The organism is Cupriavidus basilensis (assembly GCF_008801925.2).
Taxonomy (GTDB): Bacteria; Pseudomonadota; Gammaproteobacteria; order Burkholderiales; family Burkholderiaceae; genus Cupriavidus; species Cupriavidus basilensis.
This window is the reverse complement of sequence record NZ_CP062804.1, coordinates 1,957,021-1,974,580: the sequence shown is the minus strand read 5'-3', so window position 1 is coordinate 1,974,580 and position 17,560 is coordinate 1,957,021. Positions and strand designations below refer to the sequence as shown.

Genomic DNA, 17,560 nt, shown 5'->3' with positions numbered 1-17,560 from the left:
GGACTTCTTTCTGAAAATTCCTTGCATTATTTCGGAATTTTCCCAATGACATTGAGTGTGCTTTTGGGTGAAGCTAACTAGTTAGCGTTCCACTCGAAAGGAGCAGCATTGTCGCAACAGATCAAGAGCGTTCGCTCTTGCGGGCACGTCCTCCACAGCTCACCAAGCGTGTTTATCCTCGTCCGCGACAAGCTGGCGAAGGGTGAATCTGCCGTGCGTCTTACGAATACCCAGATCCGGAGAAGCCTGAGAGGGCCATAGCGTCTCGGTCTACCTTCCCCCCGTTGACGTCTACGTCGAAAGCAAGGTCTCGCCGGCTACAGCCGAGTGGGGGGCGGGACTGTTCAACGTATTCACTGCTAACACGGATGACTTAGAGGCCCAATGGCTGACACTCGCGATGCACTCCGCAATGGAGATAAAACAAGCACGAACGGCATACTCATCGCTACCGGTCGCAGCGTTTTCCATCACAACGTAACGTTGGGTGTCGAAGGCGACTACGCAACCTGTCCTGCTTGCAAGGCTGGTGGCCCTGTGATGAACGACTGCTACCCGGCCTTCGACATAGACGGCAAACAAGTGCTTGTAAGCGGAGCACGAGTCTTCTGCAAATGTTCAACAAGGCCGTTTGTTATTCCCTCACAGAGGGACTTCACCATCGAAGTGAACCGAGGAGGATACCGAGGTGCGGCACCGAGCATACCAACAAGCAATCTAGCCCCGGATGCTTCGAACAAGCTTGTTGAGGATATACAAAATAGGCAATACGCCGAGGACGAGAGCTTAATTTGCCCAAAAATGAGCAACGTCGAATTTCATGCAACCATGATGCAACTACGTGACAAGGCGGTACGGCTGCTGAGTGATCGGCTTTTCGAGTTGTCGCGGTGGAATCAGGCAGACCAGGACAAGGTGATCCTGTGGTTCGGTCACGCGTCTGGCAATACGCGGCAAACGCTACGCGATGGGTTGACCAGAATCCGTGACATTATGGGAAGCTTGCGTGAAAGGAACTTTGAACGCCATTCAGGAGAGAGACTCCGGCGCGTGGGGTGTGTACCGCGTGCCCGCGATGGGGAGATTGAAGCTACCGCGAGTGTTTGCAAGCCGGATGGCACCTACACTATTTTTGTCGGCCCAAAATTCTGCCGTCTGGATCATGAGCAGAATAGCCCAGAGGGAATCCCCTTCGATAAGGATAGTAAGCTAACAGTACTCATTCATGAGGTTTCACATTTCCCGGAGGCGATGAACTCTGAAGACAAGTGGTACAGCATTCTCCTGTCAAGGCTTCGGGCCAAAGCGCGCAATCAGTTTTGCATCGTCAATGCAGATAACATCGCATACTACGTGACGAACATCCCAAATTGGAGCTACAGGCCGCCAGCATGGAGACCGTGATGAAAAAGCTGCTCGTTGCATTCGTATTGCTCTGTGTGTTGCCTGCCTATGCCTGCCGGCCTGCATTCTTGACGCACGAACCCATTTTCGAGCGTGGGGCCGCGAAGCTCTCCGTCCCCGAAATTGCTCGGCTGGCCGCGTGGCGCAGTGATACGCGGCAAGCGTTTCCCGCGGGCTTTGAGGTATTCATGTCGCTCTGGCAGAACGAGAGCGCCGGAATCTCCAGGAAGCTTGCCGAAGCGCGTGCACGTTGGCTTGCCGATCTGCTTGAGCACATGGATGTCAACGGCGCGGACATTCACCAGCCAGAGATTCGCGACATCGACAACCACTACGCTCCATCAGCGGATGCCGCCACGTTCCTGAACACCGTTACGATAGCTGTAAACCCGCGATGCCCGCACGCATGTTGCGACAAAGCGAGTCGGTGAGTTGTTCCCCGTGCCTACTTGGCCGTGTCCCCTCGTGCGGGGGCGCCCTGGGCCGGCTACCCACCTGCAGGCAGTGTCCCTGACGCTCTCTAAATAACCTCAGACAAGGCCTTGGCGAAGGCAGGGAGAAAACCGGCCATGCCGCGGTCTCAGGCGCGCAGATAGCCTTCGGCCAGCGCCACCCAGCACGCAGCGCCAAGCGGAATCAGCTGGTCGTTGAAATCATATCCGTCGTTGTGCACCGAGCAGCCTACCCACTCGCCGGTGCCATTGCCCAGTGCAAAATAGCAGCCCGGCATCCTCTCCAGCATCCACGCGAAATCCTCGCTGCCCATCTGCATCGAGGGCGGCACCTGGATGACCTTGTCGCTGCCCAGCACGCTGGCCACGGCCTGCCGTGCGATGGCGGTTTCTTCCACGGTATTGCAGATCGCGGGCGCCAGGCGCTCATAGGCGATGTCTGCCGTCACGCCGCACGAGGCGGCCTGGTGCGTCACCACCTCGCGGATGCGGGTCTCCAGCAGGTCTCGCACCTGCGCCACGGTGGCGCGCACGCTCAGCTTCAGCGTTGCGGTCTCCGGGATGATGTTGTAGGTGCTGCCGGCCTGCATCTCGCCCACGCTGATCACGGCGGCGTCGACCGGCGCCACATTGCGCGCCACGATGCCTTGCAGCGCCACCACGGTCGAGGCGAGGGCCAGTGTGGGGTCGGTGGCGCGGTGGGGCATGGCGCCATGGCCGCCCTTGCCGCGGAACGTGATCGTGGCACGGTCCGAGGAGCCGCCCATCGGGCCGCTCTGCACGACCGCCATGCCAACCGGCAGGCCGGGCGCATTGTGAAAGGCGTAGATCGCGTCGCAGGGGAAACGCTCGAACAGGCCGTCGTTCATCATGGCCAGCGCGCCGGTCATGCCTTCCTCGTCGGGCTGGAAGATCAGGTTGAGGGTGCCGTCGAAGTGGCGTGTGGCGGCCAGGTACTCGGCTGCGGCCAGCAGCGTGGCGGTGTGGCCGTCATGGCCGCAGGCGTGCATGCGTCCTGCTACCTGGCTGGCATAGGGCAGGCCGGTGCGCTCCTGCAGCGGCAGCGCGTCCATGTCGGCACGGATGCCGATGGTGCGCGCGCCGTTGCCCACCTTGAGTTGCGCCACCAGCCCGTGGCCGCCTACGGTGTGCACGCTATAGCCCCACTCGCGCAGCAGCGCGGCGGCCATCTCAGCGGTGCGTGGCACGTCGGCGCCCAGCTCTGGGTGGGCGTGGATGCGGTGGCGCAGTTCGGCGAAGCGCTCGGCGGATTCGGTCAATGCTGGCGGGATGTTTCCTGGGTGCTTGGTCATGGCTGCAGGGTGTGTGTCGTGATGTCGGATGGGTTGGGTTTTGCGTCGCGGGTCAGTCGCGCCCAGGGTGGCTGGGGAACAGCGCCAGCGCGGTCAGGCTGATGCAGGAGGCCGCGATCAGGTATCCGGCAGGCGCCATGTTGCTGCCCGTGGCGCTGATCAGCCAGGTTACGATCAGCGGGGCAAAGCCGCCGAACACGGTCACGCCAAAGCTGTACATCACCGACATGCCAGTGGCGCGCTGGTGGCGCGGCAGCGCTTCCATCATCAGGGCGGCACCCGCGCCGCTGCCGACCGAGCCCAGGGTAACGGCCCCGCCGATCAGCGCCATGGTGAGCGGCAGGCTGGGGCCTGCGCACAGCAGCGTGAAGTTGGGGTAGACCAGCGCCAGCGAAGTCAGCCCACCGGTAAACAGCAGGGGCTTGCGGCTCGGCAGCCGGTCGGCCAGCAGGCCGAACAAAGGCGCCATCACCAGCATGGCAGCGCCTGCCGTGCATGCCGCCAGGAAGGCGGTGACAGGTGGCATATGCAAAGCGCGCACCAGGTAAGTGGGCATGTAGAACACCATGATGTACATGGATGAGGTGCTGCCGGTCATCAGCAGCATGCCTAGCAACAGCGTGCGGCCATGTTCGCGGAACACCGTGCCGACACCGCCATGCGCGCTGCCGCCTTCGTGGGTTTCTTGCAGGTGCCGGCGGATATACATGCCCACCGGCGCAATCAGCAGGCCAAGCATGAACGGCAGGCGCCAGCCCCACTCAAGCATGGCATCGGGGCTCAGCAAGGCCGATGCCGCGGCTCCCGTCAGCGCGCCCAGCAGCGCGGCACCGCCTTGCGTGGCGGCTTGCCAGCTGACCAGGAAACAACGGTTGCGCTTGCTGGCGGTCTCCAGCAGCAGGGCCGATGCGGCGCCGATTTCGCCGCCAGCCGACAAGCCTTGCAGCAGCCGGCCGACAACCACCAGCACGGTGGCGGTCACGCCGATGCTGGCATGGGTGGGCGTGAAGGCGATCAGCGCGGTGCCCGCCGTCATCAGCACGATGGTGAGCGTAAGCGCCGCCTTGCGGCCGCGCTGGTCGGCCAGGTTGCCGATCAGCACCGCGCCCAGGGGACGCATCACGAAGCCGACACCAAAGGTGGCGAAAGACAGCAGCAACGATGCCAGCGGGCTGCTGGACGGAAAGAACAACTTGCCGATGGTGGCGGCAAAGAAGCTATAGACTGTGAAGTCGTACATTTCCAGCCCGTTGCCGATGGCGGCGGCAACGATGGCGCGGCGCGAGTGCGGGCGGGCGGCAGTGGCGGGCACGGCGCCGGCCGGATGGCCTGGTGCGGTGTGGGCGATGGTCATGCTGTCCTCCTCGGCTGGGGTAGATGGGCAGCGGGTGCGGCGTGGCCCCGTTACTCTCGGTGTGGGGGCATGTTAGGGGCCGCGCGAGGGATAAGCACTTCGCTTTTTTTCATGGGTATGAGCATTGGGAATCAGGGGGCGGCCGCCGCTTGGGCGCGCGGCGTCAGGCAATGGGCTTGTTTTCATTGCCCTTTGATTTGATCGTTGCCCGTAACTAATTGATTGTTATGGGTTTTAATCGGGGGTGGTTTGCGTCATGCCGGGCCAGCGCGGTGCTGGGGCATTGCCTGGCCCGCATGCGCGTTGCCGGCGCGTGCGGGCGCTCACTGGGCGGCGGGGTTGCCCGGTGGCGGATAGTGGCTCGCCAGCGCTTGCAGCACGGCGTCGTGCAGGCGCGCTGCCGCCCAGGTCAGCACATGCCGGTCGCGCGTGACCAGCGAGATGATGCGGTCGGGCACGGGTTCGGCGATCTCGATGAAATCCATCCGCTCGGTAATGTACTTGCTGCCAAGCGACTCGCTGGAAAGCAGGATCAGGGTGTCAACCTGCCAGCACAGGTCCAGTGCCAAGCCCATCGATGTGCATTCGATCACCCGGGCCGGCACTGCCAGGCCGTTACCCGCGAACAACTGATGAAAAGGCGAGCTGGCATCGGACAGCGGGTCCAGCGCGAGCCAGTCCGCCTGCTGCAGCACGCGCACCGAGCGTGCCGCGCGCAGCGCATGCCCGCGCCGGGCACCGATCACGGTCGGCAGCCGGCACACCTGGGTGCAGTCCAGCCCGCGATCCAGCGGCAGCAACTGTGAGGTCACCGCGAAATCCATGGTGCCCTCGCGCAGGTGCTCCAGCAATTGCGCCGGACGCATTTCCAGCACCCGCAGCCGGGCGTTCGGGAACTCGCGGCGGAAGGTGCTCAGGCAGGCCGCCATTGGCCGCATCAGCGCAGTGACCGGCGTCACCCCCACGGTGATCTCGCTTTGCACCGTGCCTTTCATGTCTTCCAGGTCTTCGCGCGCGCGGCGCACATTCTCGCTGATCAGCCGTGCATGCGAGACCAGCCGCTGACCAAAGGGCGTGAGCTGCACGCCCTTGCTCGAGCGCACGAACAAGGTGGCGCCGACGCTGCTCTCCAGCTCCTTGATGGCCTTGCTCAGCGCGGGCTGGGTCAGGTGAAGGATGCGCGAGGCTTCCTGGATGCTGCCGGTTTCGGCAACGGCGGCCAGGGCGCGCAGCTGGTTGAGCTTCATGGGGTGGCCTGCTGGATCGTGGGCGCACATGTTAATGGCAAAGCGGGCGGCGTGAAAGGATGGGCGCCTGGTGCTGAGATCCGCGTGGGAGGTGGCCGTGAGGTGGCCTTGAGGTGGCTTTCAGCCAGGCGCCGGAACCATTGGCATGCTCCTTGCGCGGGGAACTGCATCCGGCTTGCGCTAGAATGGCAAGCCTAGCCACTGCAAGCAATCATGATGCGCTGCCATCCCGGCGTGCCTGATTCATCTTGCGTTAGCGCGTGCGCACCGATATTGTGCATCGGTGCACCGCCGACGAAGCTGCGCCGCAGTAGCCATCTTTTTCTCGCAGCGCTTCGTCTGCCTTACTCTCAATATCCCATGCAGCTTGACGACACCAACCCGCAAAACTCCTTCCTGAACACCACGCGCAAAGAGCGCAAGCGTGTGCAGGTGTACCTGGTCAGCGGCATCCGGCTCGTCGGCTCCATCGAGTCTTTCGACGCATTCGTGGTGATGCTGAGCACGCCCGGCGGCATGCAGACCATCTACAAGCGCGCCATCTCGACGATCCAGCTGGATACCGGCACGCGTCCTCCCGGCGGCGGTGGCGGCGCACGTCCGCCCGGCGCAGGCCCGCGCACGCCCGGCTCGGGCCCCCGTCCGCCGCGTGTGTCTTCGGAAGGCAACGCCCAGGCACCGCTGGTGGTTACGCGCAAGCGCCGCGCCATGGTGCCAGGCGGTTCAGGCGAGTAATGCTGGCCGTCCTGGCCGGGCGGCCGGGGCCTTGCGAAAGGTGGTGAGGCCACCTTGTGTCGGTTGCCGGCGGTTGCCGTCAGTTGCCGATGCCTAGCAGCTCGACTTCAAAGTTCAGCGTGGCGTTCGGCGGGATCGTGCCGGGCACGCCGCGCGCGCCATAGGCGGTCGGGCCCGGGCACACCAGCTTGGCCTTGCCGCCAACCTGCATCTTCTGCACGCCTTCCGTCCAGCAGGGAATGACGCGGTTCAGCGGGAACGAGATCGGCTGGCCGCGCTTGTAGGAGCTGTCGAACTCGGTACCGTCGGTGAGGGTGCCGCGGTAGTGCACCTTGACCACATCGGAGGCCTTCGGCGTGGCGCCGGTGCCCTTGACAAGGGTCTGGATGGACATGCCGGACGGCAGGGTCTCCGCGGCCGGGGCGGCTGCGTGGGCGAGGGACGCCATGCCCAGTGCGGCAAGTAGCAGTGCAATCGTCTTCATGTGTGTGCTGGCAGAGTGGAGGGGGAAGTTGGCCGGTCGCGCCGGCGGGAAAACCAACATCTTAATATGATGGATGCCGGCATTGCAGGAAGCCTTCTCCTGGCTCGAGCCGGTGGTCATCGCCGTCCTGAGCAACCGGCTGGGGTGGTCAGCACGAACCTGTGCCGATAGCGCTTGCCGTACAACGGAAAGCAAAGCGCTGGCAAGCCTGCCGTCGCCTCTGCGCGTTGTGCGCGGCCAGCCATGCGACGCCAGTAGCACCCGGCGGCAAACTTGGCTAGAGTGGGAACCTCGTACAGTTCGCGTCAAGCATGAGGATACCCATGGAAGCCCAGCGCCTGCAGTTCCCGGGAAGTGATGGTCAGCAACTCTCCGCGCGGCTGGATTTGCCAGTTGGCCCGGTGCGCACCTTTGCCTTGTTCGCCCATTGCTTCACTTGCGGCAAGGACGTGCTGGCGGCGACGCGTATCGCGCAGGCGCTGACGGCACACGGCATCGCCGTGCTGCGCTTTGATTTCACCGGCCTTGGCGGCAGCGGCGGCGATTTCGCCAATACCAATTTCTCGTCCAACGTGGCCGACCTGCTGGCGGCGGCGGACTATCTGCGCCAGCATCACCGGGCGCCGGCCTTGCTGATCGGCCACAGCCTGGGCGGCGCGGCGGTGCTCAGCGCCGCGCACGGCATCCCCGAAGCCAAGGCGGTTGTCACCATCGCCGCGCCGAGCGATCCGAGCCATGTGGTCGGCCTGTTCGGCGACCAGGCCGCGCGCATCGAGGCCGATGGAGAAGCCGAGGTCCGGCTCGCCGGCCGTCCGTTCAAGATCAAGCGGCAGTTCATCGAAGACGTGGCCGAGCAGAAGCTGCTCGATAGCGTAGCCAAGCTGCGCAAGGCGCTGCTGGTCATGCATGCGCCGCAGGACGACACCGTCGGCATCGACAACGCCACGCAGATTTTCATTGCCGCCAAGCATCCCAAGAGCTTCGTCTCGCTCGACCGCGCCGATCACCTGCTCACGCGCAAGGCCGATGCCGTTTACGTGGCCAACACCATCGCGGCATGGAGCCAGCGTTATCTCGACATCGATGCCCTGGATGTGCCGGCCGCGGTGGCCGAGGAAGGGCTGGTGCGGGTGGAGGAAAGCCACGTTGGCAAGTACCAGGAGCGCATCACCGCCGGGCCTCATCACTTGCTGGCCGACGAGCCCGTTTCGTTTGGCGGCCTCAACGGCGGCCCTGCGCCTTACGACCTGCTGCTGGCGGGGCTGGGCGCCTGCACTGCCATGACCATGCGCATGTATGCGGACCGCAAGGGCTGGCCGCTGGAACACGTGGCCGTGACGCTGCGCCACGAGAAGATCCACGCGGCCGATTGCGCGGAGTGCTCCACCACCGAAGGCAAGATCGACTGGATCGAGCGGGAGATCACCATGCGCGGCCCGCTGGACGAGGCGCAACGCGTGGCGCTGCTGGAGATCGCCGACAAGTGCCCGGTCCACCGCACCCTGCATTCGGAGGTGGTGGTGCGCACCCATCTGGCGGAGACAGTCGCCGGGTAGGCTGCCGGCACGAGCCGGAAGAGGCGGCCTTCGGGCTGTCCCTTCCGGTCTTGCCTGGGGCTTCTCAGAGGAAGGTTGTCTCGATCCTCGACGCACCCTTGAGGAACAACGTCACCGGCGTGCGCTCGCAGATCTGCGCGAGCCGCTCGCGCTCGGCCTCGCCCAGTTCCACACCGCTGAGCCGGACTTCGCGCCGGATGAAGCGTGCCTCATCCTTGCCCTGGAAGACTGCCGTGACTTCCACATCGGCCACGGGCCACTGTTTTTTCTGCATATACATCTTCAGCGTGATGGCGGTGCAGGACACGAGACCGGACAGCACGAAGGCAAAGGGCGGCGGGCCCTGGTCCGTGCCGCCCAGCCCGGCGGACTCGTCACCGAGCAGTGCGTGGCTGCCAGCCTGCAGGTGCACGAGGTAGTTGGCGTCGACCGAGCCGATCCGGGCGGTGGCCTGGGAGTTTGACATGGTATTTCCTGGGGTGGTTGGTGCAGATGGTTGTGCGGATTGTGCTCAATATTATGTGGGCGCGCGCCGGAGGGAAAGGCTCTTTTCGGCATATTTCCCGCTTGTCATCGGCACGGGGGCCAGTGCACCGTACCCACCTGAGGTCCCCTGTGGCCAGGGCGCGCCTACACTGTAGCCATCAATTCAAGAACAGGGGCACGCATGGAAGCATCGCAAATCTTGTCGTTGCTGCTGCATTTCGACCAGAATCTCGGCCCCGCCATCGCGCAATACGGCGTCTTGGTCTACGGCATCCTGTTCGCCATCGTGTTCTGCGAGATCGGGCTGTTGCCGCTGTTCTTCCTGCCTGGTGATCCGCTGCTGTTCCTCTGTGGCGCGTTCTGCGCGTCGGGTGCGCTCAAGCTATGGATCTTGCTGCCGGTGCTGCTGGTCGCCGCGGTGGCCGGGAGCCTGCTGAACTACGCCATCGGCAAAGCCATCGGGGCCCGCGTGTTCACCGGCGGCTACCGATGGATCAACCGCGACGCACTGCGCAGGACGCATGACTTCTACCAGCGCCACGGCGGCCTGACTTTGCTGCTGTCTCCCTTCGTCGCCGTGGTGCGCACCTTTGCCCCTTTCGTCGCGGGCGTGTCCGCCATGTCCGCGCCGCGCTTCGCGCTGGCCGCGAGTGCTGGCGCCACGGTGTGGGTGGTGTCGCTGCTGGGCGGCGGTTATCTCTTCGGCAATGTGCCGCTGGTGCGCGACCACATGAGCGCCATCGTCCTGCTTGGGCTTGCGCTTGGGCTGGGGTCGCTGGTGGTGGCCAGTGCGTGGCGGGCGGTGAAGGGCAGGCAGGGCGCGCGGGGGTGAGTCGTTTGCGGTTGTGACGGCGCGCAAGCATGGACATGGAAGGCCTCGGGTCGCCCGGCTTCTGGTTGCTGATCGATAGGACAAAAAGTACACATATTTTTGTGCTAAATTATGTGCTTTATTACGGGTAACGAACGGGCTGCAAGCCTGTCCATGCAGTCCGATTGGAACCCGCTACGCCAGGCAACCCAAAGATATGACAGTCACACGCGCCATCTACGCTACCGCGACCGTAAGCATCACGGACCTTCGCCGCAACCCCGGTGCCATCATTGAGGAGGCCGGTAACGAACCCGTGGCAGTCCTCAATCACAATCGCCCGGCCGCATACCTGGTTCCCGCCCAGGCTTTCGAAGCACTTATGGACCGGCTTGAGGACATCGAGCTTGCAGAAATCGTTCGGCAGCGTCGCGGCGGGAAGTCCGTAAAGGTGTCGCTGGATAAGTTATGAGCTCGCCTTTCACGAAGACGCTTTGAAGGAATGGAAGAAACTCGATGCGTCGATCAAGGATCAGTTTCGAAAGCAGCTCGAGAAACGTCTGGCCGAACCCCGGGTGCCGTCTGCCAAGCTCAGTGGCAAGGACATGAAAGACGTATACAAGATTAAGCTGCGCGATGCCGGATACCGGCTGGTGTACGAGGTCAACGATCGTACCGTCACTGTGCTAGTGCTCGCTGTTGGACGACGGGACAAGAGTGAGGCTTATCGCCGGGCCGGTGTAAGGCGATAGCGGTCACCTTGTATTGCCCGACCTATGGTTCGCCTTTCCCATCTCGCGTAGCAATGGCATCATCCGGCCGGCTCGTGCTCCACAAGATGCACACCAGCAACAACACCTGCACCACTAGCCGGATACCCAGCAGGCTAGGCGGAATCTTCGGGAACAGCTCGGGGTGCTGCCACATGTAGACATTGGCCGGCGTGACCGCAAGCGTCAGCAGTGCCAGGCCGTATCCCGCCGCTCGCCGGGTGGGTAGCCACAGCACCCCCAGCGCGCCCAGCAGCTCGAACACGCCGCTCACCAGCACGGCGGCGGCAGGGTAGGGGATCGATGGCGGGACGATGCTGACGAACAACGGCGTCAGCATAAAGTGCCCGAGCCCGCCGAGGGCGAACCATACGAACACAAACAGCAGCCCGGCGCGTTTTGCTTTGCTCATGAACGTCCTTGTCGGTGCGCGTACGCCATCCTGTGGGTTTCATCGGGGGCAACCTCTGGTCCGGCCGGGCACCCTGTGCTCCCCCACGTGGAAGGTGCCCAAGAAGGATACCTTGTCCTTTGCGCCGTTTGAATGTTCCACCCGTTTCAATCGAGAGATGGGGTCCCCGGGGCCGAGAATGGCCACGGTCCTGCATGGCCATGTGCATGCCTCGCACCCAGTGGCCCAGTGGCTCAGTAGCCCATGCGGCCCGGCGGGCCGGCAGCGAGGTCGGCCCGAGGCCACTTGGCGCGGGCGGCTGGCCAGGCAAGCCTCCCAATTCGAGATTGCTCTCCAACCTTCATCGTTTTGTCATCCTCACCACCCAGAATGCGCTCACTGTTGATGCAAGGAGTGTGGGATGACGCATGCGATTGAAGTGCGCGGCCTGTCCAAGTCGTTCCAGGCGGGACGCAAGGCGCTGGATAACGTGAGCCTTGCCGTTGCCCCTGGTGAAATGGTGGCGCTGCTGGGTGCCTCGGGCTCGGGCAAGTCCACGTTGTTGCGCCACGTGGCGGGTTTTGTCGCTGCCGATGCGGACGGCGCTGGCGAGGTGCTGGTCAATGGCCGGGCCATCCAGCAAGGCGGCCGGCTGGCGCGTGATGTGCGCGCGGCAAGGGCAGAGATCGGTTTTGTATTCCAGCAGTTCAACCTGGTGGGCCGCCTGCCGGTGATCACGAACGTGCTGACCGGCATGCTGCCGCGCGTGCCGCTGTGGCGCAGCCTGATCCGCTTGTTCCGTGCCGGCGAGATCGACGCAGGGCTCGAAGCGCTTGCCCAGGTTGGTATAGACGACTATGCCTTTCGACGGGCATCCACCTTGTCGGGCGGCCAGCAGCAGCGCGCGGCCATTGCCCGTACGCTGGTGCAGAACGCACGGGTGATCCTGGCCGACGAGCCGATCGCCTCGCTGGATCCTGAATCGGCGCGGCGCGTGATGGAGTTGCTGGCGCAGATCAACCGAGCGCGCCGCGTGGCGGTGGTGGTGTCGCTGCACCAGGTGGATGTGGCGATGCGCTATTGCCCGCGCGTGGTCGCGCTGCGCCACGGCAAGGTGGTCTACGACGGCCCCTCCGCCGCGCTGACCCCGGCCATGCTGCGCGAGCTGTATGGCACGGAAGCCGCCGAGCTGCTGCCCGACGGCGCGGGGCTGGAGGTTGTCGCGCCCGCCATCCCGCAAGGCGGCCTGGCGGCGGCCTGATTGACCCCGGATTTTTTCGTCATGTTTCCCGCAAGCACCCCCAACAAGGCTTTTCCTCGGAGTTTCCTCATGCTGCGCAGAACCCTTTTCGCCCTGATCGTCACGAGCGCCGCTGGCGCACTCTCGCTGCCCGCCTTTGCCCAGGAAGGCAAGGTCCTCAACATGGGCTTTATCTCGACGGAAACCTCGTCCAACCTGAAGTCCGCCTGGCAGCCGGTGATCGACGACCTGAGCAAGCAGATGGGCGTGCAGGTCAAACCGTTCTTTGCCTCCGACTATGCCGGCATCATCGAAGCCATGCGCTTCAACAAGGTGCAGATTGCCTGGTTCGGCAACAAGTCCGCTATCGAAGCGGTGGACCGTGCCAACGGCGAGGTGTTCGCCTCGGTCATCGACAAGGACGGCAACCCCGGCTACTGGTCGCTCCTGATCGTCAACAAGGACAGCAACCTCAAGACGCTGGATGACGTGCTCAAGCAAGGCAAGTCGCTGAGCTACGGCGCGGGCGATCCGAACTCCACCTCGGGCACCGCCGTGCCGGGCCACTACCTGTGGGGCGCCCACAAGATCGAGCCGAAGACCTTCTTCAAGACGGTGCGCGTGAGCAATCACGAAACCAACCTGCTGTCGGTGCTGAACAAGCAGGTCGACGTGGCGGTCAACAACACCGAGAACATGGAGCGCTACCGCATCAACACCGGCAAGAGCGCCTATGACCAGGTGCGCGTGCTGTGGAAGTCGCCGCTGATCCCGGCGGATCCGCTGGTCTATCGCAAGGACCTGCCGGCCGATGTCAAGGCCAAGGTGCAGACCTTCTTCGTAAACTACGGCAAGGGTGCCGACGCCGCGCGCGAGAAAGAGAACCTCGCCAAGCTGACCTACCAGGGCTTCCGCGCGTCCAACGACAACCAGCTGGTGCCGATCCGCCAGATCGAGCTGGCCCGCGAGAAGACCAAGATCGAGTCCGACACCACGATGGCCGCGCCGGACAAGGAAAAGCGCCTTGCCGAGCTGAGCAGCAAGCTGGCTGAGCTGGACAAGATCGCCGCCAGCGCGCAGTAACGCGCCCATCGTCGGCCCGCCCCAAAGCCGGGGCGGGCCGCACACTGTCGCCTCACCTTTGCTTTAGCCCGAGTATTCATGCATCCATCCGCCAACCCCACCATGATCCCAGCCACCCCGCCTCGTGCCGTCCGTCCGCCGCGTGCCAGCCTGCCTGTCATGTTCGTATGGGCGGTGGTGCTCGCCTTGCTGGTCATGTCGTGGCAGGGCGCCGACATGCGTCCGCTTGACCTGTGGAGGGACTCCGGCAACATGGCGAAATTCGCTGCCGACTTCTTCCCGCCCAGTTTCCGTGACTGGCGCATCTACCTCGACGAGATGCTGGTGACCGTGCAGATCGCGATCTGGGGTACCTTCCTGTCCATCGTGTTTGCCGTGCCTCTGGGGCTGGCGTGTTCCGCCAATATCGTGCCGGCCTGGGTCTACCAGCCGATGCGCCGCGTGATGGATGCCTGCCGCGCCATCAATGAGATGGTGTTCGCCATGCTGTTTATCGTGGCGGTGGGGCTGGGCCCCTTCGCCGGTGTGCTCGCGCTGTGGGTGCACACCACCGGCGTGCTCGCCAAGCTGTTCTCGGAAGCCGTGGAGGCCATCGACCCGCGTCCCGTGGAAGGCGTGCGCGCCACCGGTGCCAGCGCGCTGGAAGAAGTGGTCTACGGCGTGATCCCGCAAGTGCTGCCGCTGTGGATCTCATATGCGCTGTACCGTTTCGAATCCAATGTGCGCTCGGCCACGGTGCTTGGCATCGTCGGCGCGGGCGGCATCGGCACCGTGCTGTGGGAGATCATCCGCAGCTTCCAGTATGCCGAGACCTGCGCGGTGATCATCATCATCGTTGGCTTTGTCACGCTCATCGATTTGCTGTCCGCCCGGATCCGCAAGGCGCTGGTTTGACAGCGGCTTAAGGCGGCCTTAAGCCGCCTTAAGCCGCCTTAAGCCGTTTCAAGCCGCCTCACGACACCAGCCCGCACACACAAATCATCATGACGATCCTCAGGCGCATCGAAATCCTCTTCTCCGGCCACGGCACCGCCTTCTACGGCGGCGAGGCCATTACCCAGACCGAGCATGCGCTGCAGTGCGCGCAGCTGGCCGAGCAGGCCGGCGATCCTGAGCCGCTGATCGTTGCCAGCCTGCTGCACGACCTCGGCCATCTCGTGATGTCCGAGGACAGCACCACCGATCTGCGCCACCAGGAAGTCGGCGCCGACCTGCTGGCGGTCGGCTTCGGGCCAGCGGTGACCGAGCCGGTGCGCATGCATGTGGCCGCCAAGCGCTACCTGTGCGCGACCGAGCCTGGCTACCAGGCCACCCTGTCACCAGCCTCGCAACATAGCCTGGCACTGCAGGGCGGCCCCTTTGACGCGGCCCAGGCGGAGGCTTTCGTCGCCCATCCGCACGGGCCGGCAGCCGTGCGCCTGCGCCGCTACGACGACCTGGCCAAGGTCGTCGGCCTTGCCACGCCGCCGCTGGAGTACTACCTGCCGATGGTAGCGCGCTGCCTGCGCCGCGCGCCCTGACCGGCATCGCACCTAAGCAAACTCACTCGAACCCGATATCCGCATGGACTTGCCAGAAGCACGCCGAACCAGCGGCGGCCCGACCCTGCACGAAGTGACCGGCACCGATGCCGAACTGCTGCAGGTCGCCGCCTTGCTCTCCGAAATGGACAACGAGACGCCGCTGCCTTTGCAGCGCATGCGCGCGCTGTTCGCCCAGCTCAAGGCGATGCCGCACTATCGCTGCTACCTGATGCGCAGCGCCGCCGGCGAAGCGCTCGGCACGTTCTGCCTGCTGGTGTTCCCGGTGCTGGCGCACGACGGCCGCAGCGAGGCGATCGTGGAAAGCGTGGTGGTGACCCACGCCGCGCGCGGCACCGGCGTAGGCACGGCCATGATGCACGCCGCCATGCGGCTGGCCGAGGAGGCGGGCGCCTCCAAGCTGGCGCTATCGTCCAGCGCGCGCCGGCTGCAGGCGCATCGGTTCTACCGGCAGCTTGGGTTTACGGAGCACGGGACCAGTTTTAGCATCGGGTTGCCGGTGGCGGCGGTGCATCTCTGATAAGAGCGCTATCTCATCCGCTTGCCCCCACTCCGCCTCACCGTCTCCCCCCCGGCTCCGGGCGCCTTTTCCGCCGGCGGCTCGATACTTTCGCGAAAGCGCTGCGTGACAGCGGTTTCGGCCAGCGCGTGATACGCCAGGGAAATGCCGATCGACGCATCCGGCGGCAGGTCGGAGATCGGGCGGAACACGACGCGGCCCGATGAGTGCGATGCGTTGACCGATGGCACCAGGGCGACCCCGAGCCCGCTATCCACCAGCCCTACCACGGTCTGCACCTGTACGGCTTCCTGCGCAATGTAGGGGCTGATGCCGGCGCGTGCGAACAGGTGGGACACCGCGGCTTGCAGGCCGCCCACGTGTGAGGGCGTGTAGCCGATCAGGGGGCAGTCGGCGAGGTCGTGCAAGGCGACCTGCTTCTGCTTGGCCAGGGCGTGGCCGCGCGGCAGCGCGGCACAGAATACGTCGGTCTGGATCAGCTGGAAGCGGACGTTCTCCGGGCGTGCGGTGGGCACGCGCACGAAGCCCACGTCGAGCTCGCCGCTTTCCACCAGCGATAGCAGTTCGAGGTTGGTGCCTTCACGCAATTCCAGCTTGACCTGCGGGTGGCGCTTGGTGAACGCCTGTATCAGCCGCGGCAGCAAACCGAACGTGACCGAGCCGATAAACCCGATGCGTAGCCGGCCGGCTTCGCCGGTGGCGGTCGCTCGCGCGGCCGCGCTGACTTCTTCCGCGTTCTGCAGGCATTTCCTGGCGGCTTGCAGGGCGGCCTCGCCGGGAGCGGTCAGCCGTACCCCGCGGGCAGTGCGCTCGAACAAGGGCGTGCCGAGTTCCTCCTCCAGTTTGCGGATGGCGACGGAGAGCGGCGGCTGTGCCATGAACAGCCGTTCTGCCGCTCGGCTGAAGCTGCTGGTCTCGGCGACGGCCACGAATTGCTTGAGTTGGCGCAGGTCCATCCATATACCTCATGTATAGCTAGGTGCATGTAAAGTATTGGATTAAGTATATGGCATTGCTTACGATTGTTTCTGAAACAGGCACAAAGAAGCCAAGGGCGCCGAGCACACGCTTGGCCGCGCCTGACCTCAGACCGGAGACAATCGATGATCAGCACGAAACGCTGGCTTGCCGCTGCCGTTGCGGCCACCGCCGCTCTCACCACGCCCGCGCTTACCCTGGCGCAGGCTTTTCCTGCCAAGCCCGTCAAGATTGTCGTGCCTTACCCGCCGGGCGGCACCAATGACATCGTGGTGCGCCTGCTGGCGCAGAAGCTGGGCGACAGCATGGGCCAGCCGTTCGTGGTCGAAAACAAGCCCGGCGCCTCCGGCAACCTGGGCGCGGAGCAAGTGGCCCGCGCGGCGCCCGACGGCTACACGCTGCTGCTGGTGACGACGGGGCATTCGATTCACCCTTCGCTCTACAAGAACCTGCGCTACAACATCAAGACCGATCTCACGCCGGTGAGCGAGCTCACGCGCGGCCCGATGCTGGTAATGGTGACCCCGTCGCTGCCTTACAAGACGGTGCGGGACGTGATTGCCGCGGCCAAGGCCAAGCCGGGATCGATCAACTTCGGCTCGGCGGGCAACGGCTCGTCCACGCACCTTGCCACCGAACTGCTGAGCTCGATGGCAGGGGTGAAGATGACCCACATCCCGTACAACGGCAGCGCGCCTGCCATGGCGGACGTGATGGCGGGCAATGCCCAGCTGGTGATGGACCTGATGTTCTCCGCGCTGCCGCAGGTCAATGGCGGCAAGCTGCGTGCGATCGCCATTACCGGCGCAAAGCGCTCGCCGCTGCTGCCTAATGTGCCGACGGTGGCGGAGTCCGGCGTGCCAGGCTTCGAGACCCTGGCGTGGAACGGGCTGATGGCGCCGGCAAACACGCCCAAGCCGATCATTGACAAGCTCAATGCCGAGATCCACAAGGCGCTGGACGCGCCGGAGATGAAGGAGCGCCTGCGCGCGCAGGGCTTCGAGCCATCGCCGGGCACGCCTGAGCAGTTCGGCACGTTGATCCGCTCGGAGAGCGACCGTTGGGCGAAGGTCGTCAAGTCGTCCGGCGCCAAAGTCGAATAAGCCGGATTTGCGAAGGCAGGGGCGGGTACCGCCCCGACCCGATCGGCTCCTCTTCTTTTTCCTATTCCTCTTCCGCCGCCACGGTTTTCTTG

The 17,560-nt window shown here is 64.4% G+C and carries 20 protein-coding genes; 13 read left to right on the top strand and 7 right to left on the bottom strand.

Features of this window, described 5'->3' with window-relative positions:
- The first annotated feature begins 384 nt into the window (after positions 1-384).
- Positions 385-1,404 carry a M35 family metalloendopeptidase gene (locus tag F7R26_RS29665; protein ID WP_150989432.1) on the top strand — a complete coding sequence of 340 codons (1,020 nt, stop codon included), beginning with the start codon at positions 385-387 and terminating at the stop codon, positions 1,402-1,404.
- A complete protein-coding gene (locus F7R26_RS29660) occupies positions 1,404-1,835 on the top strand; it encodes a hypothetical protein (RefSeq protein ID WP_150989429.1) in 432 nt (143 codons plus the stop codon). Before F7R26_RS29665 ends, F7R26_RS29660 begins: the two co-directional genes overlap by 1 nt.
- 149 nt (positions 1,836-1,984) lie before the next feature.
- Here the strand turns inward: F7R26_RS29660 and F7R26_RS29655 are convergent, their stop codons facing one another.
- The 3 genes from F7R26_RS29655 to F7R26_RS29645 form a co-directional block, all read right to left on the bottom strand.
- Positions 1,985-3,169: a M20 aminoacylase family protein gene (locus tag F7R26_RS29655; protein ID WP_150989426.1), complete on the bottom strand. Its 1,185-nt coding sequence runs from the start codon at positions 3,167-3,169 to the stop codon at positions 1,985-1,987.
- Positions 3,170-3,221: 52 nt separating this feature from the next.
- On the bottom strand, positions 3,222-4,523 hold the full coding sequence (locus F7R26_RS29650; RefSeq protein ID WP_150989423.1) for an MFS transporter: 1,302 nt from the start codon (positions 4,521-4,523) through the stop codon (positions 3,222-3,224).
- Positions 4,524-4,846: 323 nt separating this feature from the next.
- On the bottom strand, positions 4,847-5,770 hold the full coding sequence (locus tag F7R26_RS29645; protein ID WP_150989420.1) for a LysR family transcriptional regulator: 924 nt from the start codon (positions 5,768-5,770) through the stop codon (positions 4,847-4,849).
- 360 nt (positions 5,771-6,130) lie between these two features.
- On the opposite strand from F7R26_RS29645, the gene hfq reads away from it, so the two are divergent.
- Positions 6,131-6,505 (top strand): RNA chaperone Hfq, encoded by a 375-nt coding sequence (hfq, locus tag F7R26_RS29640; protein WP_150989417.1) that lies wholly within the window; start codon positions 6,131-6,133, stop codon positions 6,503-6,505.
- Positions 6,506-6,584: 79 nt separating this feature from the next.
- Here the strand turns inward: hfq and F7R26_RS29635 are convergent, their stop codons facing one another.
- Positions 6,585-6,989 carry an FKBP-type peptidyl-prolyl cis-trans isomerase gene (locus F7R26_RS29635; RefSeq protein ID WP_150989414.1) on the bottom strand — a complete coding sequence of 135 codons (405 nt, stop codon included), beginning with the start codon at positions 6,987-6,989 and terminating at the stop codon, positions 6,585-6,587.
- A 323-nt stretch (positions 6,990-7,312) separates the two neighbouring features.
- Here F7R26_RS29635 and F7R26_RS29630 point away from each other — a divergent pair, with 323 nt between their 5' ends.
- Positions 7,313-8,545, top strand: a complete 1,233-nt coding sequence (locus F7R26_RS29630; protein WP_150989411.1) for a bifunctional alpha/beta hydrolase/OsmC family protein — start codon at positions 7,313-7,315, stop codon at positions 8,543-8,545.
- Positions 8,546-8,609: 64 nt separating this feature from the next.
- Here F7R26_RS29630 and F7R26_RS29625 read toward each other — a convergent pair whose 3' ends face one another.
- Positions 8,610-9,011 carry an OsmC family protein gene (locus F7R26_RS29625; RefSeq protein ID WP_150989407.1) on the bottom strand — a complete coding sequence of 134 codons (402 nt, stop codon included), beginning with the start codon at positions 9,009-9,011 and terminating at the stop codon, positions 8,610-8,612.
- A 201-nt stretch (positions 9,012-9,212) separates the two neighbouring features.
- Here F7R26_RS29625 and F7R26_RS29620 point away from each other — a divergent pair, with 201 nt between their 5' ends.
- The 3 genes from F7R26_RS29620 to F7R26_RS29610 all read left to right on the top strand — a co-directional run bounded on the left by F7R26_RS29620 (position 9,213) and on the right by F7R26_RS29610 (position 10,594).
- Positions 9,213-9,863, top strand: a complete 651-nt coding sequence (locus F7R26_RS29620) for a VTT domain-containing protein (RefSeq protein ID WP_150989404.1) — start codon at positions 9,213-9,215, stop codon at positions 9,861-9,863.
- Positions 9,864-10,059: 196 nt separating this feature from the next.
- A complete protein-coding gene (locus tag F7R26_RS29615) occupies positions 10,060-10,314 on the top strand; it encodes a type II toxin-antitoxin system Phd/YefM family antitoxin (RefSeq protein ID WP_150989401.1) in 255 nt (84 codons plus the stop codon).
- Positions 10,304-10,594 carry a type II toxin-antitoxin system RelE family toxin gene (locus F7R26_RS29610; RefSeq protein ID WP_150989398.1) on the top strand — a complete coding sequence of 97 codons (291 nt, stop codon included), beginning with the start codon at positions 10,304-10,306 and terminating at the stop codon, positions 10,592-10,594. The genes F7R26_RS29615 and F7R26_RS29610 overlap by 11 nt, the downstream gene beginning before the upstream one ends.
- A gap of 22 nt (positions 10,595-10,616) precedes the next feature.
- Here F7R26_RS29610 and F7R26_RS29605 read toward each other — a convergent pair whose 3' ends face one another.
- Positions 10,617-11,024: a DoxX family protein gene (locus F7R26_RS29605; RefSeq protein WP_150989395.1), complete on the bottom strand. Its 408-nt coding sequence runs from the start codon at positions 11,022-11,024 to the stop codon at positions 10,617-10,619.
- 400 nt (positions 11,025-11,424) lie between these two features.
- Between F7R26_RS29605 and phnC the strand changes: the two genes are divergently transcribed.
- The 5 genes from phnC (at position 11,425) to F7R26_RS29580 (ending at position 15,387) form a co-directional block, all read left to right on the top strand.
- Positions 11,425-12,264, top strand: a complete 840-nt coding sequence (gene phnC, locus F7R26_RS29600; RefSeq protein ID WP_150989392.1) for a phosphonate ABC transporter ATP-binding protein — start codon at positions 11,425-11,427, stop codon at positions 12,262-12,264.
- A gap of 69 nt (positions 12,265-12,333) precedes the next feature.
- Entirely contained in the window at positions 12,334-13,326 is a 993-nt protein-coding gene (gene phnD / locus F7R26_RS29595) for a phosphonate ABC transporter substrate-binding protein (protein ID WP_150989389.1), read from the top strand.
- Positions 13,327-13,428: 102 nt separating this feature from the next.
- The gene (gene phnE / locus F7R26_RS29590; protein WP_150989544.1) at positions 13,429-14,220 is read left to right on the top strand and encodes a phosphonate ABC transporter, permease protein PhnE; all 792 of its coding nucleotides are present in this window, start codon (positions 13,429-13,431) and stop codon (positions 14,218-14,220) included.
- Positions 14,221-14,309: 89 nt separating this feature from the next.
- Complete coding sequence (locus tag F7R26_RS29585; protein ID WP_150989386.1) at positions 14,310-14,846, top strand: phosphonate degradation HD-domain oxygenase; 537 nt, start codon at positions 14,310-14,312, stop codon at positions 14,844-14,846.
- A 43-nt stretch (positions 14,847-14,889) separates the two neighbouring features.
- Entirely contained in the window at positions 14,890-15,387 is a 498-nt protein-coding gene (locus F7R26_RS29580; RefSeq protein WP_150989383.1) for a GNAT family N-acetyltransferase, read from the top strand.
- Positions 15,388-15,395: 8 nt separating this feature from the next.
- Here F7R26_RS29580 and F7R26_RS29575 read toward each other — a convergent pair whose 3' ends face one another.
- Positions 15,396-16,343, bottom strand: coding sequence for a LysR family transcriptional regulator (locus tag F7R26_RS29575; RefSeq protein WP_150989380.1), 948 nt, complete (start codon positions 16,341-16,343; stop codon positions 15,396-15,398).
- 147 nt (positions 16,344-16,490) lie between these two features.
- On the opposite strand from F7R26_RS29575, the gene F7R26_RS29570 reads away from it, so the two are divergent.
- Complete coding sequence (locus F7R26_RS29570) at positions 16,491-17,468, top strand: tripartite tricarboxylate transporter substrate binding protein (protein ID WP_150989377.1); 978 nt, start codon at positions 16,491-16,493, stop codon at positions 17,466-17,468.
- The last annotated feature ends 92 nt before the right edge of the window (positions 17,469-17,560 follow it).

Excerpts from the sequence above, each read along its gene's own strand:
- F7R26_RS29635 (WP_150989414.1), bottom strand. The coding sequence starts at position 6,989 with ATGAAGACGATTGCACTGCTACTTGCCGCACTGGGCATGGCGTCCCTC.
- F7R26_RS29645 (WP_150989420.1), bottom strand. The coding sequence starts at position 5,770 with ATGAAGCTCAACCAGCTGCGCGCCCTGGCCGCCGTTGCCGAAACCGGC.
- F7R26_RS29615 (WP_150989401.1), top strand. The coding sequence starts at position 10,060 with ATGACAGTCACACGCGCCATCTACGCTACCGCGACCGTAAGCATCACG.
- F7R26_RS29660 (WP_150989429.1), top strand. The coding sequence starts at position 1,404 with ATGAAAAAGCTGCTCGTTGCATTCGTATTGCTCTGTGTGTTGCCTGCC.
- hfq (WP_150989417.1), top strand. The coding sequence starts at position 6,131 with ATGCAGCTTGACGACACCAACCCGCAAAACTCCTTCCTGAACACCACG.
- phnD (WP_150989389.1), top strand. The coding sequence starts at position 12,334 with ATGCTGCGCAGAACCCTTTTCGCCCTGATCGTCACGAGCGCCGCTGGC.
- F7R26_RS29575 (WP_150989380.1), bottom strand. The coding sequence starts at position 16,343 with ATGGACCTGCGCCAACTCAAGCAATTCGTGGCCGTCGCCGAGACCAGC.
- F7R26_RS29665 (WP_150989432.1), top strand. The coding sequence starts at position 385 with ATGGCTGACACTCGCGATGCACTCCGCAATGGAGATAAAACAAGCACG.
- F7R26_RS29580 (WP_150989383.1), top strand. The coding sequence starts at position 14,890 with ATGGACTTGCCAGAAGCACGCCGAACCAGCGGCGGCCCGACCCTGCAC.
- phnE (WP_150989544.1), top strand. The coding sequence starts at position 13,429 with ATGATCCCAGCCACCCCGCCTCGTGCCGTCCGTCCGCCGCGTGCCAGC.
- F7R26_RS29650 (WP_150989423.1), bottom strand. The coding sequence starts at position 4,523 with ATGACCATCGCCCACACCGCACCAGGCCATCCGGCCGGCGCCGTGCCC.
- phnC (WP_150989392.1), top strand. The coding sequence starts at position 11,425 with ATGACGCATGCGATTGAAGTGCGCGGCCTGTCCAAGTCGTTCCAGGCG.
- F7R26_RS29585 (WP_150989386.1), top strand. The coding sequence starts at position 14,310 with ATGACGATCCTCAGGCGCATCGAAATCCTCTTCTCCGGCCACGGCACC.
- F7R26_RS29620 (WP_150989404.1), top strand. The coding sequence starts at position 9,213 with ATGGAAGCATCGCAAATCTTGTCGTTGCTGCTGCATTTCGACCAGAAT.
- F7R26_RS29570 (WP_150989377.1), top strand. The coding sequence starts at position 16,491 with ATGATCAGCACGAAACGCTGGCTTGCCGCTGCCGTTGCGGCCACCGCC.
- F7R26_RS29630 (WP_150989411.1), top strand. The coding sequence starts at position 7,313 with ATGGAAGCCCAGCGCCTGCAGTTCCCGGGAAGTGATGGTCAGCAACTC.
- F7R26_RS29625 (WP_150989407.1), bottom strand. The coding sequence starts at position 9,011 with ATGTCAAACTCCCAGGCCACCGCCCGGATCGGCTCGGTCGACGCCAAC.
- F7R26_RS29655 (WP_150989426.1), bottom strand. The coding sequence starts at position 3,169 with ATGACCAAGCACCCAGGAAACATCCCGCCAGCATTGACCGAATCCGCC.
- F7R26_RS29605 (WP_150989395.1), bottom strand. The coding sequence starts at position 11,024 with ATGAGCAAAGCAAAACGCGCCGGGCTGCTGTTTGTGTTCGTATGGTTC.